Source organism: Flavobacterium frigidum (genome assembly GCF_048286735.1).
Taxonomy (GTDB): Bacteria; Bacteroidota; Bacteroidia; order Flavobacteriales; family Flavobacteriaceae; genus Flavobacterium.
The window spans coordinates 1-16,813 of the sequence record NZ_JBLVPU010000020.1 but is presented as its reverse complement, the minus strand read 5'-3'; the positions used below and the strand labels follow the sequence as shown (position 1 = coordinate 16,813).

13 protein-coding genes and 1 pseudogene are annotated in these 16,813 nt (G+C 33.1%); 7 read left to right on the top strand and 7 right to left on the bottom strand.

What is annotated here, in order from left to right:
- The first annotated feature begins 16 nt into the window (after nucleotides 1-16).
- From ACNQGO_RS12065 to ACNQGO_RS12050, 4 genes are read left to right on the top strand one after another with little or no spacing between them, the layout of a single operon-like run.
- On the top strand, nucleotides 17-571 hold the full coding sequence (locus ACNQGO_RS12065; protein ID WP_417985396.1) for an RNA polymerase sigma factor: 555 nt from the start codon (nucleotides 17-19) through the stop codon (nucleotides 569-571).
- The gene (locus ACNQGO_RS12060) at nucleotides 568-1,104 is read left to right on the top strand and encodes an anti-sigma factor (protein WP_417969566.1); all 537 of its coding nucleotides are present in this window, start codon (nucleotides 568-570) and stop codon (nucleotides 1,102-1,104) included. Before ACNQGO_RS12065 ends, ACNQGO_RS12060 begins: the two co-directional genes overlap by 4 nt.
- Nucleotides 1,088-2,152, top strand: a complete 1,065-nt coding sequence (locus ACNQGO_RS12055) for a hypothetical protein (RefSeq protein WP_417985395.1) — start codon at nucleotides 1,088-1,090, stop codon at nucleotides 2,150-2,152. The genes ACNQGO_RS12060 and ACNQGO_RS12055 overlap by 17 nt, the downstream gene beginning before the upstream one ends.
- Nucleotides 2,153-2,168: 16 nt before the next feature.
- The gene (locus ACNQGO_RS12050; RefSeq protein WP_417985394.1) at nucleotides 2,169-2,903 is read left to right on the top strand and encodes a head GIN domain-containing protein; all 735 of its coding nucleotides are present in this window, start codon (nucleotides 2,169-2,171) and stop codon (nucleotides 2,901-2,903) included.
- A 33-nt stretch (nucleotides 2,904-2,936) separates the two neighbouring features.
- On the opposite strand, the gene ACNQGO_RS12045 is transcribed toward ACNQGO_RS12050, so the two are convergent.
- From ACNQGO_RS12045 to ACNQGO_RS12020, 6 genes are all read right to left on the bottom strand, one after another.
- Nucleotides 2,937-4,325 carry an MFS transporter gene (locus tag ACNQGO_RS12045; RefSeq protein ID WP_417947672.1) on the bottom strand — a complete coding sequence of 463 codons (1,389 nt, stop codon included), beginning with the start codon at nucleotides 4,323-4,325 and terminating at the stop codon, nucleotides 2,937-2,939.
- A 116-nt stretch (nucleotides 4,326-4,441) separates the two neighbouring features.
- Nucleotides 4,442-5,254 (bottom strand): M48 family metallopeptidase, encoded by an 813-nt coding sequence (locus tag ACNQGO_RS12040; protein ID WP_417985393.1) that lies wholly within the window; start codon nucleotides 5,252-5,254, stop codon nucleotides 4,442-4,444.
- An 89-nt stretch (nucleotides 5,255-5,343) separates the two neighbouring features.
- Nucleotides 5,344-7,743 (bottom strand): glycoside hydrolase family 31 protein, encoded by a 2,400-nt coding sequence (locus ACNQGO_RS12035; RefSeq protein ID WP_417985392.1) that lies wholly within the window; start codon nucleotides 7,741-7,743, stop codon nucleotides 5,344-5,346.
- 190 nt (nucleotides 7,744-7,933) lie between these two features.
- The gene (glgB, locus tag ACNQGO_RS12030; protein WP_417985391.1) at nucleotides 7,934-9,841 is read right to left on the bottom strand and encodes a 1,4-alpha-glucan branching protein GlgB; all 1,908 of its coding nucleotides are present in this window, start codon (nucleotides 9,839-9,841) and stop codon (nucleotides 7,934-7,936) included.
- A 62-nt stretch (nucleotides 9,842-9,903) separates the two neighbouring features.
- Complete coding sequence (locus tag ACNQGO_RS12025; protein ID WP_417985390.1) at nucleotides 9,904-11,184, bottom strand: glucose-1-phosphate adenylyltransferase; 1,281 nt, start codon at nucleotides 11,182-11,184, stop codon at nucleotides 9,904-9,906.
- On the bottom strand, nucleotides 11,181-12,602 hold the full coding sequence (locus ACNQGO_RS12020) for a glycogen synthase (RefSeq protein WP_417985389.1): 1,422 nt from the start codon (nucleotides 12,600-12,602) through the stop codon (nucleotides 11,181-11,183). The genes ACNQGO_RS12025 and ACNQGO_RS12020 overlap by 4 nt, the downstream gene beginning before the upstream one ends.
- A gap of 163 nt (nucleotides 12,603-12,765) precedes the next feature.
- On the opposite strand from ACNQGO_RS12020, the gene ACNQGO_RS12015 reads away from it, so the two are divergent.
- Together ACNQGO_RS12015 and msrB are read left to right on the top strand one after the other, a co-directional pair.
- Nucleotides 12,766-13,632: an alpha/beta hydrolase gene (locus ACNQGO_RS12015; protein WP_417985388.1), complete on the top strand. Its 867-nt coding sequence runs from the start codon at nucleotides 12,766-12,768 to the stop codon at nucleotides 13,630-13,632.
- Nucleotides 13,633-13,655: 23 nt separating this feature from the next.
- On the top strand, nucleotides 13,656-14,045 hold the full coding sequence (gene msrB / locus ACNQGO_RS12010; protein ID WP_417985387.1) for a peptide-methionine (R)-S-oxide reductase MsrB: 390 nt from the start codon (nucleotides 13,656-13,658) through the stop codon (nucleotides 14,043-14,045).
- Between the two features lie 280 nt (nucleotides 14,046-14,325).
- Here the strand turns inward: msrB and ACNQGO_RS12005 are convergent, their stop codons facing one another.
- Complete coding sequence (locus ACNQGO_RS12005) at nucleotides 14,326-15,951, bottom strand: amidase (RefSeq protein WP_417985386.1); 1,626 nt, start codon at nucleotides 15,949-15,951, stop codon at nucleotides 14,326-14,328.
- Nucleotides 15,952-16,370: 419 nt separating this feature from the next.
- On the opposite strand from ACNQGO_RS12005, the pseudogene ACNQGO_RS15405 reads away from it, so the two are divergent.
- Nucleotides 16,371-16,643: pseudogene (locus ACNQGO_RS15405) on the top strand (ISAon1 family transposase N-terminal region protein); the annotation flags it as partial.
- Nucleotides 16,644-16,813 lie beyond the last annotated feature (170 nt).

The window sequence follows — 16,813 nt, the reverse complement described above, 5'->3', positions numbered from 1 at the left end:
AACTAAAATAAACTGTTTGAGTTTCACCAACTACACCATCGAAAAATTAATTGTGCTTTGCCAGCAAAAAAATCAAAAAGCACAATGCGAGGTTTACAATCGCTATGCAAAAGCGATGTACAATGTTTCGTACCGAATTGTAAAAGATGTACATTTTGCAGAAGATGTTATGCAGGAAGGTTTCTTAAAAGCTTTTACGAAAATAAATGATTACAAGAAAGAAGTGGTCTTTGGGGCTTGGTTAAAAAGAATCATCGTGAACTGTAGTATTGATTTTTATAAAAAAAACAATCAATTTAAACCAGAAGATTTTGATACTACGCTTTATAAAATTGAAGAGAATGATGCCGATTCAATAGAAAGTTCAAATTTTAATGAACTCAAAGTAAAACAAATTTTAGAGACTATTAATAAACTAAAATACAATTACAGAATGGTTTTGACCTTGTTTTATATTGAAGGATATGATCAAGAAGAAATAAGCGAAATTCTGAATATTAGTTATGCCAATTGCAGAACTACACTAAGTAGAGCCAAAGATTGTTTACGTAAAAAACTAGAGGAAATATGAAAAAGGATTTTAAAAAACTGGATCAATTATTTACAAAATATGAAAATGAATGGGACATCGAGACTCTTGAAACCAGTCATGAAGAACGATTTATTAAAAAATTGAAACCTGAAAAATCAAATTGGAAACGCTTTGTTTCTTTTGGCATCGCGGCTTCTATAATCATCATGCTGGGACTTTCCATTTTTAATACAACACCTAAAAAAACGGAAGACTTGCGGTTTGCATCACAAGAAACAAAACAAACCGATTCTATTTTTACAATTTTAATAGAAAAAGAATTAGAAAAAATTAAGGAAAAAAAGTCTCCAGAAAATAAAAGAATAATTGCAGATGCACTCCAGCAAATGAGAACTTTAGATAGTGATTATACCAAAATAATTAAGGAATTAGAAACCAATGGCGAGAGCAAACAAATTATTTATGCGATGATCAGCAATCTGCAAACGCGAATTTCTTTTTTACAAAATGTTCTGCTACATATTGAAAACACTGAAAAATTAAAAACCATATCAGATGAAAAAACAATTTAAAATAGTCCTATTATTGGCTTTAATACCCTTTTTAGGATTTTCAAATGAGCCAGATTACATTCATTCTAAACAAAAAATAATCAAGAAAACGTATTTCGTAAATTCGGATGCGGGTCTTTACATCGATAATTCATACGGTACTATTTCTGTAAGCACTTGGGACGAAGATAAAACCGAATTGGATATTGTAATAAAAGTGAGTGGTGACAACGAAAATTGGGTGAACCAACGCTTGACCGATATTAATATTGATATCATTGCGCTGAAAGGATTGATTACTGCAAAAACAATTTTGGGAAACTCCAGCTATAAAAGCAATGGTAAAAACAATAGTTTTCAGATTAATTATACCCTAAAAATTCCAAGAAATGGAAGTGTAAAATTGCATAATAAATACGGGAACATAAATACGGCTGATTTATTTACTGAGGCAGAAATTAAATGTAAATATGGTAAAATTGCATTAGGTAGATTATCCGGAAACTCTAATAATGTACTTGTAGAATATTGCTCTAATTCGACTATTTCATATCTGAAAAATGCCAACATCGTTGCAAAATATTCGAACCTAAAAATTGGAGAAGTCATAAAACTTGACTTGACTTCTGATTATACTGATATCGAAATTCAAGAAAGCGATGCTATCAAATACAGCAGTCAATATGGAACTATCAAAATTCAAAATGTAAAATCCTTAGATGCAAGCGGCAATTACTTAACGCTCAAAATTGGTGAACTGTCCAATACTTTAAAACTGTCGACCAAATACAGCAATGTAACTATTGGAACTATTAGTGCAAAAGCCAATAGTATAGCTATTGCAGCGGGTTACACAGGATTAAACATTGGTTTTGATGCTAATTTTGCTTTTGATTTTAATGTATCTGTAAAATATGCTAGTTTTAAACATGACAATGAATTAGAAATAGATTCAAAAGAGGACTCAAATAACTTGAAAAAATACAGTGGTTTCTATAAGAAAAAAGGAGTAAACAACATCACTATAATGTCAGATTACGGAAATGTAACACTCCTAAAAAAACAATAACTCTAAAACTTTAATCATGAAAAAATCAATTAAATTATTTGTTAGTTGCTTGCTATTACTAACTACTATGACTTATGCACAATGGTCATCCAATCAAAAAATAAAAGGAAACGGGAAATTTATTACTGAAAATAGAAGTACCGCTTCTTATGATGAAATCGCAATTACGGGATTTTTTGATGTAGAATTAGTTGCAGGAAAAGAAGGAAATATAACTGTAAAAGGAGAAGAAAATTTAGTACCATTCATAAAAGTTGAAGTAGTCAATCAGGTATTGAAAATTTCAACTGAAAAGAACAAATATTTTACGTCTAGCAAAGGAAAGCAAATTGTAATTGTTGTTCCCTTTGAAAGCATAACTCAGGTTTCCTTGACTGGTTCAGGCGATGTGATTACTAAAAACAGTATTAAATCCAAAACATTTGCAGTCAAACTAATTGGTTCGGGTGATATGAAGTTAGGAATAGAATCAAATGATATTGAAATTAATTTGAGTGGTTCAGGCGACATAAAACTTAGTGGGAACACAGTAAATTTAGATACAAATCTAAATGGATCTGGAGATATAGACGCAGCCAACCTTAAAGCAACAAATGCCAAAGCAACTGTATCTGGCTCAGGCAACACCATTATTTATTGTAGCGATAGCCTTTACGCCAGAGTTTCAGGCTCAGGAGATATTGATTACAAGGGAAACCCAACAAAAAAAGATGTTAAGGTGAGCGGCTCAGGAGCTATTTCAAAAATGTAAATTAGCTAGTACTTGTATTGTTTTAAAGGTGTTTTATTCATTTAAAACACCTTTTTTTGGCACCCTTTTTAACAGAAAAACAGCAGTCACAAAGAATACACCAAGAAATACAATGGCTAATCTAGGACTACCAGTAATCTGATCAATAACGCCATATACCACCATTCCTATTACGATTCCTATTTTCTCTGCGACGTCATAAAAACTAAAAAACGAAGCGGTATCTTGCGTTTCTGGAAGTAATTTTGAATAAGTAGAACGTGATAAAGATTGAATTCCTCCCATTACCAAACCTGCAATTGAAGCCATTACATAAAAATGTATGGGTAAAGTAATAAAAAATGCAAGTGCACAAAAAGCTGCCCAAATACAATTAATACCAATCAATGTAGGAATGTTACCAAATTTAGCTGAAGCTCTTGAAGTTAAAAACGCGCCTAACACCGCTACTAATTGAATGATTAAAATACAAATTATCAAACCGATGGTTCCCTCCTCTTTTGAAGACCAAGCAATTTCTTGTGCTCCAAAATATGTAGCAACTAACATTACCGTTTGTACTGCCATACTAGACACAAAAAAACTCTCTAAGTAGCGCTTTAATGCACTGTTTTCTTGCAATAAAACCCATACTTTCTTTAATTCTTTAAATCCATTAAATACGACATGACGAGTAACTTTACGATCGTTATTTTTGTTACCTTTTGGCAAGAAATAATAGGAATACTGACTGAAAAGTACCCACCACACACCAACCATTACGAAGGAATAGCGCATGGCTTTCATAGCGGCTTCCCCATCTGTTCCTGTGATTCCAAAAAGTTTTGGCTTCATAATCATGCCCAAATTAATCACTAATAAAATGACACTCCCAATATATCCTAATGAATATCCTTTGGCGCTAATACTATCTTGCTGTTCTGGATAAGCAATATCAGGTAAGTAGGAATTATAAAAAACGAGGCTTCCCCAATACCCAATCAGTCCAAAAAAGTAAAACATCAATCCGATGTAAATGTTCTCTAAATTAAACCAATACAAACCCATACATGACAGTGCTCCCAAATAACAAAAAAATTTCATAAATGATTTTTTATCTCCAACATAATCTGCAATTCCAGATAATAATGGCGAAAGAAAAGACACAACTAGGAATGCAAAAGCCGTAACAAAACTTATTAAAGCGGAGTTCTTGAGGTGCAGCCCAAAAACATCAATATAATGACTTCGATCTGTAAATAAAGCATCGTAAAAAATAGGAAATACTGCAGAAGCAATTGTTAAGGTGTATACAGAATTTGCCCAGTCATAAAAAGCCCACGCATTTAATAATTTTTTACTTCCTTTTTCTAATTCAGCCATATCATTTATTTTTTGATTACGAATGTATTTATTTTTAATTAAGAACCATAAAAAATACAAATATTTTACACATTAAGAAATCATTACGATAAGAAACTGTGCACTATAAAAAGAACAAAAAAATAAGGCTATCCTTTTAGGGATAGCCTTATTTTTTTCTCTTCCAGAATTCTGGATTATCTAATTACTCCAACTTTTGCAGCTAATGCTCTTGCTTCAGGTATCAATACTTTTAAGTTAGCGATTCTTGTTGCATCAGATGGGTGTGTACTCATAAATTCTGGTGGCGCTTGTCCTGCTGATTGGGCTGCCATTCTGGACCAGAACGTAATTGATTCCTCTGGATTGTATCCAGCGATTGCCATCAAAGTTAATCCAATTTTATCTGCTTCGGTTTCATGATTTCTACTAAAAGGAAGCATTACACCAAACTGAGACCCTAATCCATAGGCTTGACCCCATATCTGTTGTGTTTGTTCACTTTTACCTCCAGTGGCAACTGCTACTCCTACTGCTCCTAATTGTTGCAATTGAGAAGCGCTCATACGTTGCGCACCGTGATTTGCTAGGGCATGAGATACTTCATGTCCCATTACAGTAGCTAAACCAGAATCATTCAACGTTACAGGTAAAATTCCAGAATACACAACGATTTTTCCTCCAGGCATACACCATGCATTAACCTCTTTATTGTCAATCAATTTATATTCCCAACGGTAATCTGCTAAATATTGATTTTGTCCTAAATAAGTTAAATATTTTTCTGCAGCAGCTTTGATTCGCATTCCCACCGCTTCAACTTTTCTGGCATCAGCAGTTCCTGTAATAACTTTGTTCTCCTTTAAAAAAGTACCATATTGTTGAAAGGAAGTTGGAAATAAAGCTGTATTAGAAACAATGTTAAAATTTTTTTTACCTGTTACAGGATTAGTAGCACATGAATACACTAAACCTAATGCTATAATCCCTACTATTAAATGCTTTCTCATAATTTTATATTTTAATTGTTTAACAAAAATACAATGATTACAAATATTTATATTTATATAATTAAAAGTAAAAGTATCAACTTTATTTGTTATTCTCCAGAAATGTGCAAAGCCGTAAACTCCTTATCAACAATTAAATAACCTGAAATTTCTAAAGTATTTATATCAAATGATACTTCTACATTATCAATTTCGATCATTTTGACTTTAAAGGGTAAACCAATTAAATTGATCTTATACTTCGAATAATTGGTATCGTACTTCCCTTCTTTATGCAACTGAATGTTCAATTCCTTTTCTTTACCTGTCGCTTGAAATGACAAAAAGCTATACCTTCCTTTTTTGTAGTCATATCCATCTTGTGCATCTTCATAAACCACAGATTTTTCTTTTCCTTCTTTGTAATAAACATCTAATGTAAGCTCTTCAAACTGTAATTCTCCAACGTATTGCTGAACAGGATATTTAGGAATAACAGCTCCAGCTTTCACAAAAATCGGAATCTGGTCAAATTTTGTATCCACCCAAATTTCCTTACCACCTCTTACCTGTTCATTAGTCCAGTAATTATACCAAATACCACGAGGAAGATACATTCTTCTGCCTACCGCATTGGGTTCTAAAATAGGACATACCAAGATTTGATTCCCAAAAATAAATTCATCATTTCTATAATGTGTTTGAGTATCTTCTTGATCGAAATATACTAACGGTTTTAGCATTGGAATTCCTTCCTCGATATATTGCCAAAACATGGTATACAGGTAAGGTAACAATTGATATCGTAAGTTGACAAACTTTCTTGTAATGTCAATCACTTCCTCGTCAAAAGCCCATGGTTCTTGGTCTCCATGATCGCCTGAAGAGTGTGTTCTACAAAAAGGATGAAAAACACCCAATTGAATCCAGCGCGCATACAATTCCCCAGATGGTTGTTCTGCAAAACCTCCAATATCAGAACCCGTAAAGCCCATTCCTGAAATTGACATACGTTGCATTTGAATATTGGCTATCCATAAATGTTCCCAAGTAGCTATATTATCTCCAGTCCAAGATGATGAGTAGCGTTGCGCTCCTGCATAGGCTGATCGCGTAATGACAAAAGGTCTTTTAGGATAGGCAAAACGTTTTACACCATGGTATGTTGCTCTGGCCATTTGCGTACCGTAAATATTATGTGCTTTCCTATGGCTACAAGGATTACCATCATAATCATGGCGCACATCCATAGGGAATGTTTTGTTGGGAACCTCCATTACTGCGGGTTCATTCATATCATTCCACACACCTTTTACTCCAATATCTGAAATAAGTTCTTTGAATAATCCTGCCCACCATTCTCGTACTGCTGGATTGGTGTAGTCTGGAAAGTTACATTCTCCTGGCCAAACTTTTCCTTTCATGTAAGGCCCATCAGCTCTTTTGCAAAAATAATCTTTTTCTAAAGCTTCTTTGTAAACGGAATATTCTTTGTCGATTTTTATTCCAGGATCGATAATAACAACCGTTTTAAAACCATCTTCAGCTAGTTCAGCCACCATTTTTTTCGGGTCTGGAAAATAGTCTTTATTCCAAGTAAAACATCGAAAACCATCCATATAATCAATGTCTAAATACAAGGCGTCACATGGAATTTTGAGTGCTCTAAATTTAGCCGCAATAGCCTTAAAATTACTTTCAGGATAATAACTCCACTTGCATTGATGATAGCCAAGTGCCCATAGTGGAGGCAATTCTGGTTTACCAGTTAAATCAGTATAGGTTGTTACTACATCTTGCATTTGGGGGCCATAAATAAAATAATAATTCATTTCGCCACCTTCTGCCCAATAACTCGTTACGTTTCTTCGTTCGTGACAAAAATCAAAATAGGTCCTAAAAGTGTTATCAAAGAAAATACCGTAAGACTGTTTATTTTGTAATCCTATATAAAAGGGAACCACTTTGTATAAGGGCTCTTGATCTTTTTGAAACGCATATTGATCGGTAGCAAAATTTTCCAGTCGCTTCCCTTTCAAATTCATTTGTGTGGCTTTATCGCCAAGACCATAAAAGCATTCTCCATCTTTTGATGCTTTACTCATTTTAACGATATTTCCACCGTACTCGTAGCTTTCTTCCCAATGAAAACCCAATTCATCCTCTAAAATAATTGCATCTTCTAAATCAAAAATAGACAACCTCATGTCTAATTTTTGAATGCAACATTTTACTTTACTAGTTTTAATTTGGTAATATTCTTGATGCTCAGTAACCTCTAGAAAATTGTAGCCATGAGAATGACTTTTATCAATTGCATAGGAAAAATCAGTACTAAAATACCCTTTTGTTGTAAACCTAAATCGGATTAAACTGTCTCTCAGTACAGTTACCTTCAAAATAACACTATTATCAGTATGGAAATATATAGAATCTACATCATGTTCAAAAGAAACAATTTTTGTGGGGTATAAATCGCCTTTGTATTCTAATTCTGTATTCGTAATCATATTTTAAGGTATTAATTTTAATCTTTTTTAAAAAACCAAACATACAAAATTACTTTGTAAACAGTTATATATGTGTGTTTTATTAGCGAAAACGTTGTAGCAAAATTTCTCGTAGAATCAATGATACAACAATGGTTTTCATTTGTGATGAAAACCATTGTTTTGTTAAGGTAAAAACAGTCGTCTTGATTTATGCAATTTTAAAAACTACTACACTTAATGGAGGCAAAACTAATGCAACAGAATAATCTCTTCCATCATAAGGCATGGCTTCTATGACTATTTTATCTGAGTTTAAAACTCCACTACCACCATAATTTGTAAGATCACTATTAAAAATTTCCATTAACTGCCCTTTTTTAGGCAAGCCAATTCGGTACTCTAAACGAATTACTGGAGTGAAATTACAAACAACAATTAGATGCTCGTTTGGATCGTTTCCTTTTCTAATAAATGACACGACAGCATTTTGATGATCCGAATAATTAATCCATTCAAAACCTTCAGGACTAAATTGTTTTTCATGCAAAGCAGGTTGTGTTTTGTACAAATTATTTAAATCTGTAATCAATTTTTTTATACCTGCATGATGCGGAAACTGCAACAAATGCCAATCTAGACTTCCTTCAAAGTTCCATTCATTGCTTTGTCCAAATTCACTACCCATAAACAGTAATTTTGTTCCAGGATGCACAAACATATAGCCATAAAGTAGCCTTAGATTAGCAAATTTCTGCCATTCATCACCTGGCATTCTGCCGGCAATAGATTTCTTTCCGTAGACCACTTCATCGTGTGATAGTGGCAACATAAAATTTTCAGAAAAAGTATAGGTCATGGAGAACGTCAAGTCATTTTGGTGGTGTTTTCTGTAGACGGTCTCTTTTTTAAAATATTCTAGAGTGTCATGCATCCAGCCCATCATCCATTTCATTCCAAAACCCAAACCACCCATTGAGGTTGGTCTTGAAACCATTGGAAACGAAGTACTTTCCTCCGCAATTGTTTGTACACCTTCATAATTTGAATAAACCGCTTCATTGAATTCTTTCAGGAAACTGATGGTATCTAAATTTTCTCTGCCACCATAAATATTAGGTTCCCATTCTCCTTCTTTTCTTGAATAATCTAAATATAGCATCGAAGCCACAGCATCAACTCGCAAACCATCTACATGATAATGATGCAACCAAAACAGCGCATTACTAATCAAGAAGGAGCGTACCTCATTGCGCCCATAATTAAAAATCAAACTTTTCCAGTCTGGATGATAGCCTTTTTTGCGATCAGGATGTTCAAATAGATTAGATCCGTCAAAAAATCCTAATCCATGCGCATCATCAGGAAAATGAGAGGGTACCCAATCCAGAATTACCCCAATTCCAGCTTCATGTAATGTATCAATTAAGTACATAAATTCCTGCGGATTCCCAAAACGGGAAGTTGGAGCAAAATAGCCCACGAGTTGATAACCCCAAGACGGATCATACGGATATTCCATAATAGGCATAAATTCAACATGCGTAAAACCCGTTTCTTTGACATAATTAACTAAATCGTTAGCAAATTCTAAATAAGTAAGAAAACGATTTTCTTCCACATGCCTCTTCCATGAACCTAAGTGCACTTCATAAACGGAATAGGGCTTGTTTAAACCATTGTGATGCTGACGCGTTTCCATCCAATTATCGTCTTTCCATTTATAGTTTAAATCCCAAACTACAGAGGCCGTATGCGGAGATTTTTCGCAATAAAAAGCAAAAGGATCTGCTTTTTCTGTAACGATGCCATTATTAGTCGACTCTATTTTATATTTATAAATCGTTTCTTGTTCGATATTTGGAATAAATCCCTCCCAAATTCCAGATGAATCCCAGCGCACTTCCAATTGATGTTCACCTTGTGTCCAAAAATTAAAATCGCCTACCACAGAAACAGATGATGCCGTAGGAGCCCAAACTGCAAAATAAACGCCATCTACTCCTTCAACTGTCACGAGATGAGCGCCCAATTTTTCGTAAAGTCGGAAATGTTTTCCAGACTTAAATAAGTCGATATCAAAATCTGTAAAAAGAGAATGCGAAATAACTTTGCTCATAAAAAAAGGTGTCTGTCTACTTGATTAAAAATAGAGTATTATTAAAAAAATTTGTCTGTCAATTATTTTATAACATAGTTATCTGGTATTACTGCACCTTTTTTAATAACCACAATTCCATCTTTTATGGCATATATTTCATTAGAAAAATCTTCAAGGTGTGGACCACCGTTTATATAAACATCATTGCCAATCCTACAATTTTTATCGACTAGTGCATTTTTAATAAAACATCTTTCGCCAATGCCAACTAATTGATTACCGTTGTTAACATCTTCATTCATGTCATCAATATTTTGATAGAAATCATTACCCATAACATAGCAATTTTGAATGACCGTGCCTTCACCTATTCTGGATCGAATTCCTATTACTGAGTTGGTAATTTCTTTCGCATTTAAAATACAGCCCTCAGAAATTAAAGATCGCTCAACCATTGTTTTTTTAAATTTTGATGGCGGTAGTAATCGAGGTCTGGTAAAAATCTTGTTATCGTTATCAAATAAATTAAATTTTGGCAAATCTTCGGTTAAACCAATATTAGCCTCAAAAAATGAATCAATATTACCGATGTCTGTCCAATACCCTTCATATTGATAACTCAATATTTTTTTATGCCCTACAGCTTGCGGTATAATCTCTTTACCGAAATCTTTAGTCTCTTTGTTAGACATGATGTCAATCAACAGTTTTTTGTTGAAGATGTATATTCCCATAGAAGCTAAGTAATTTTTACCTTCACTTTTCATTTGGTCGCTCACATTCGATTCCCAATCTGGAAGTAATTCCTTGGCTGGTTTTTCAATAAAAGACTCAATGCAACTTTGAGAATTTGTTTTTAAAATTCCAAATTCAGGTGCATCTTTAGCGTTTACGGGCAAAGTAGCAATAGAAATATCGGCTTCATTTTTAATATGCTCTTCTAGCATATCGTTAAAATCCATTTGATACAACTGATCCCCAGACAGAATTAAAGCATAATCAAAATCATGGTTCAAAAAATGTGGCATACATTGTCTCACGGCATCAGCTGTACCTTGAAACCATGTTGGATTATCAGGAGTTTGCTCAGCTGCAAGAATATCTACAAAAGCATGACTAAAAATACTAAAATTATAAGTGTTTTTTATGTGCGCATTTAAAGAGGCTGAATTGAATTGCGTTAAAACAAACATTCTATAAATGTCTGAATTCATACAATTTGAAATAGGAATATCAACTAATCTATACTTACCACCTATGGGCACAGCAGGTTTGGATCTCGATTCAGTCAACGGATACAATCTTGAACCTTGTCCACCTCCTAAAATTATTGCAATTACATTTTTCTTTTTAGCTTTCATTTTTTGTTGATTAATAGTTGGTACATTTCTATATATTCTTGGCAAACCCGCTCCCACGAGTGGTCGGCGTTCATACCTCGTTTTATAATTTTGTTTAATTGTTGTTTGTCATCATATAAATGTATCGCTCTTTGAATAGAGTAACAAATGTCGCCAACCGTTCCCTGATCGTGACAAATTCCATTTCCATCATCCCCAAAATCAATAACGGTATCGCGTAACCCTCCCGTTCTTCTCACAATAGGAATTGTTCCATAACGCTGCGAATACATTTGGTTCAAACCACAAGGTTCCACTCTTGATGGCATTAACAAAAAATCAGAACCAGCATAAATTAGGTGCGCTAATTCTTCATTGTACCCAATAAATGCGTTGTAATTTCCTTTATGATCTGATAATAAGCCATTCAACTGATTTTCGATTACTTCATTTCCGGAACCTAAAATTAGAATATTAATCTGTTGAAAATTTTCTGACAAAGCTAACTCCGAAGCTTGTGGCAATAAATCGCCACCTTTTTCTTCTAATAACCGACCTATAAAACTAAAAAGAGGCTTGGTGGGATCTAAATTAAAAAGATCACATAGTTTTGCTTTGTTCTCTTGTTTTCCTTTTTCAAAATTATTTATTGAATAATTGGTTGAAAGCATAGCATCATTAGCGGGATCCCATACTTCAAAATCAATTCCGTTCAAAATACCTTTGGATTTGTAGCGCACTAAATTAAACAGTGATTCCAATCCGTTGGCCGAATTATTAATTTCATTCAGATAACTTGGTGAAACTGTAGTCACACTTTGTGCGCACTTTACGGCAGTAGCCAATGAATTTATACAATTGTCCCATTCTAAAATTTTTACATGAGCCAAATCAAATTCAGGTAAATAAAACAATTTATCAAAACCAAATTGTCCTTGGTATAAGCCATTGTGAATAGTAATAATTGAGAGAGTGTCTTTTAATTTTGCATATTTATAACTATAAAGTATCATAAAAGGAATTAATCCAGTGTGGTGATCGTGGCAATTAATTACATCCGGAACGTCGGGTCGAGTTAAAATCCAATCCAGAGTAGCAATTTGAAAAGATAAAAATCGCTCAATATCATCTTGGTATCCATATACATCTTTCCTATCAAATAACTCAGGGATTTCTACCAAATACAATTCAAATCCTAAAATATCTCTTTTTTCTTTTAAAATATGGAATGGAAAATTAAAACTTCCCAATTTTACATGTCCTAAATGAACACTTTCAAAATCATTTTCTCTTTTAAACTTGGTGTCATAACTTGGTACTACTACTCGAACTTTATGTCCCGCATTATTTTGATATTTTGGTAATGCACCTACAACATCAGCTAAACCGCCTACTTTTGCAACAGGATAACACTCTGCACTGATATGAAATATTTCCATTTATGAAATTTTGATAGTTTTTATTTACTTCTTTATTTGATCTTAAAATTTAATTCAATTGTGTTAATACTTTTAAAACAATCTGTAAAAAATACTACTTTTATGTTTTTTTAAATTTACTAAAAAAATTACAAAATAATCACACGCTTGAAAATTTATTGAAATGACAAAAAACAGTTCTAATACTATACAAACTTTAAAAATTCCTAAAATTATAGTACTAACCAGTAAAGTAATCGCTTTAATATCAACAAAACTGATTATTTTATTTACCGCTAAACTCTTTACAACGCCTATTAGACATAAAATTCCAAAAAGAGAATTAAGCATGGATCAAAACACGATTCAAAAATTAATTAAGATTCCAGCAATTAACAAGGAAGTTGTTATTTATAAATATGGCGCAAGTGAAAAAAGAGTTTTATTAGTGCATGGATGGTCCGGTCGTGGTACTCAGTTGTTTAAAATTGCAGATGAAATCCTAAAACAGGGATACTCAACAATAAGTTTTGATGCACCTGCTCATGGCAAATCGCCAGGTAAAACAACAATCATGGTCGATTTTATAACTACTATTTTAGAAATTAATAAGCAATTTGGACCTTTCGATGCTGCCATTGGACATTCATTGGGTGGAATGTCAGTATTGAATGCAATAAAAAAAGGTTTGCAAGTAAATCATGCTGTAATCATTGGAAGTGGAGATATTGTACAAGATATTATAGATGATTTTATAGCTAAATTAGAATTAAAACCAACAATAGGTACACTTTTAAGTTTACACTTTGAGAAGAAATACAAAGAAAAAATGAATGATTATTCTGCGTTTTTAGCAGCCAAAGTAACCACCATTCCCGTTTTAGTAATTCACGACAACAACGACGTAGAAGTTCCTGTAAAAGCTGGAATTCATATTCATAACTATTTAAAAAACGGAACATTATTTTTAACAGATGGTTTAGGACACAGAAAAATTTTAGGAAATCAAAAAGTTATAGAAAAAACAGTACAATTCATTCAAAACCTATAAACAGAATTTTAAATTAGAAAATTATGACATATCCTATCGAAAAAACAGAACAAGAATGGAAAGAGCAATTAGGTGAGGAACGCTACAAAATTCTTCGTCAAAAAGAAACCGAATACCCGCATACAGGAACCTATAATTTGCATTTCGAAAAAGGAAGCTATTGCTGTGGTGCTTGTGGAGAGGCACTATTTGAAAGTAATTCAAAATTTGATGCTCATTGTGGTTGGCCGTCATTTGATGAATCCATACCGGGCACAGTACAATACATTTCTGATGTATCGCACGGAATGAAACGTACAGAAATTTTATGTGCCAATTGTGGAAGCCATCTGGGACATGTGTTTGATGATGGACCTACAAAAACAGGACAAAGGTACTGTGTAAACTCTTTATCTGTAGATTTTAAAGATTAGTACTATTTGATTTTATAACTCTTAATATTAGTTTGAAAATTTGATTAATCGCTATCTACAAATGTAAATATACATTAACAAATAAAGATTAGTATTTACAAACGTTTTCAAAAGCTGTAATAATTTGAGTTTACTTTATCGAGTATTTAGCTATAAATCAAATATTTAGTATATAATTGTATTTGAATTCACTTTTTACAAAAATACTCCTAAATAGGTTTAACGATTTAGGAGTATTCGATTTTATAAAAAACGCAGTACTTAATTATGGGTATTGAACTTACAATAAAAAGGATGGTTTTAATGCAGGGATCGATCTTTTTTTTGATACTTGCTCATAGGCAAATCCTAATCCAATCAATTCACCTTCCGTGTAAGGCAGTCCAAAAAAAGATAAGCCTACAGGTAAATCATATACTTGACCACAAGGAATTGTAATATGAGGATAACCGCTTGTCGCAGCTGGTGAAGTCAAAGAATATCCTCCCCAACGATCACCGTAAATAACATCAATACTGCACGCTGGGCCCATGGTAATTCCGCAAATAGCGTCAAGTTTATTATCCTTAAATACAGTATTTAAAACGCTTTTGCTTCCCTCAAAACTTGCGTTCAGTGCTGTGATATATTCTTTACTGTCTAAACCTTTTTTGGCTTCAGAACTCTCCAGAGTTTCCTGTTTAAAATATGGCATTGCCTTATCTGCGTTAGCGGTATTAAAGGCAATAACCTCATTTAAATTTTTTACTTTTGCATTGGCCGAAGCTAAATAGCTATTAAGACCCTCTTTAAATTCATATTGCAAAACTTCAAATTCGGCTTGACCTGAAGAGTTAATTTTCTCCAAATAGTCAATTTCTACAATAGTAGCACCTTGTTTTTTAAGCAGGTTGATTGCCTCTTCTAAAAGTGCATTGATATATTTATTGTTCCCTTGTGGCTTTTTTTCAATTCCGATACGTTTCCCTTTTAAAGCATTAACTTCTAAAAACGAAGTATAGTCCTTTTGAGCTTTTCCTTTGCTTTCTAGTGTCACAGGATCAGATTCATCAATTGCTGCAATTACACCCAATAATATTGCAGCATCTGTAACAGTTCGCGCCATTGGTCCTGCTGTATCTTGAGTTTTTGAAATAGGAATAATGCCAGATCGACTAACCAAACCAACAGTAGGTTTAATTCCAACAATTCCATTTACCGAAGCTGGACACACAATAGAGCCATCTGTTTCTGTTCCAATAGCAACTACGCAAAGATTGGCAGAAACTGCCGTACCAGAACCAGCACTAGACCCACATGGATTGTGATCCAAAATATAGGGATTTTTAGTCTGACCACCTCTGCTACTCCACCCAGAACACGATTGCGTTGATCGAAAATTAGCCCATTCACTCAAATTAGTTTTCCCAATGATTATTGCACCAGATTCTCTCAGTTTTTTTACTAAAAAGGCATCTTTTAAAGCAATATTTCCTGACATTGCTAATGAACCAGCAGTAGTGTGCATTTTATCAGCAGTATCTATATTATCTTTTATTAAAATTGGAATTCCATGTAAAGGTCCTCTACTTTTACCTGCTTTTAGCTCTTTATCCATTGCAACAGCAATAGCAATTGCATCTGGATTTACCTCGATAACTGAATTTAGTTTAGCGCCATTTTTATCTATGTTTTCAATACGTTTTAGATATAGGTTCACCAATTGCTCGGAAGTATATTCGCCTGAGATTAATTTTTTGCGCAGTCCCTCAATAGTTTCCTCTTCTAGTTCAAATGTTGAGTTCGAATCTTTATCAGAATTTGAATTTTCATCTTTTTTTACACCTAAGGTGCAACTAGCAATAGATAATGTTGCGAGACCTGCGGAAGCTATAGTTGCAGTAGTTAAAAATGATCTTCTTTTCATATAAAACATTTGATTTTAAATAATTATACTAAAATACTTTTTTTAAATGAAAAATCAATAAACTTCAATGTGAATAAGTGTTAAATTTTAATCTAACACCGCTAAGCATTAGTGATATAAACTGCAAAATTAAATTTTAAAAAAATTGCTTTTAGCTAGATTCAAAGAGATCAAAACTTATTTTTGTTAAAAATATTAAAATCTAATATTAGTAGTTCTAAATTCTACACAATATTAAATTCTTATATCGACCTACTGAAATTAGATCAAGTCTAAAACCTGTGGGGAAATATTAAATTTCGATATTTGTATTTTAAAAATAGATACAAATGCAAGATTCCTATAGCGAACTAATCAAATTATTATTACCTGAAATTGTTGTGGATTATTTTAAATTGACTTCTTAAGAAAAAGAAGAAGAGATACTTCATTTATATTTAAAAGAAATTAATTCAGTCCCCAAAGAGTACCGACAGAATAAATTAAGCTCAAAAGGATTCTTTGAAGAGATAACAGTTCAAGATTTTCCAATTCGAGGTCATCAAGTATATCTGCATATCACACGCAGAAGATGGCTCGACGAAGATACTGGGCAAGTAGTTTTTAGAGATTGGAATTTAGTAGCAGACGGAACTCGTTTAACACAGGAGTTTGCGTCTTTTTTAAAAGAGATCAATAGATTCCAAGCCTAATGATTGTAATGCGATTGCTTCTTTTTATGGCGTTAGCGGCAAAAACCTACAAAATCAATACAAAGATTTCTTAAGTAATTTCAAAGCGTGGGATCAACTATCACACGCCAAACAATGGCTTATTTTTCCAAAAAACTTAGGCAAACGTTTATCGATTGATGAAACTTCAT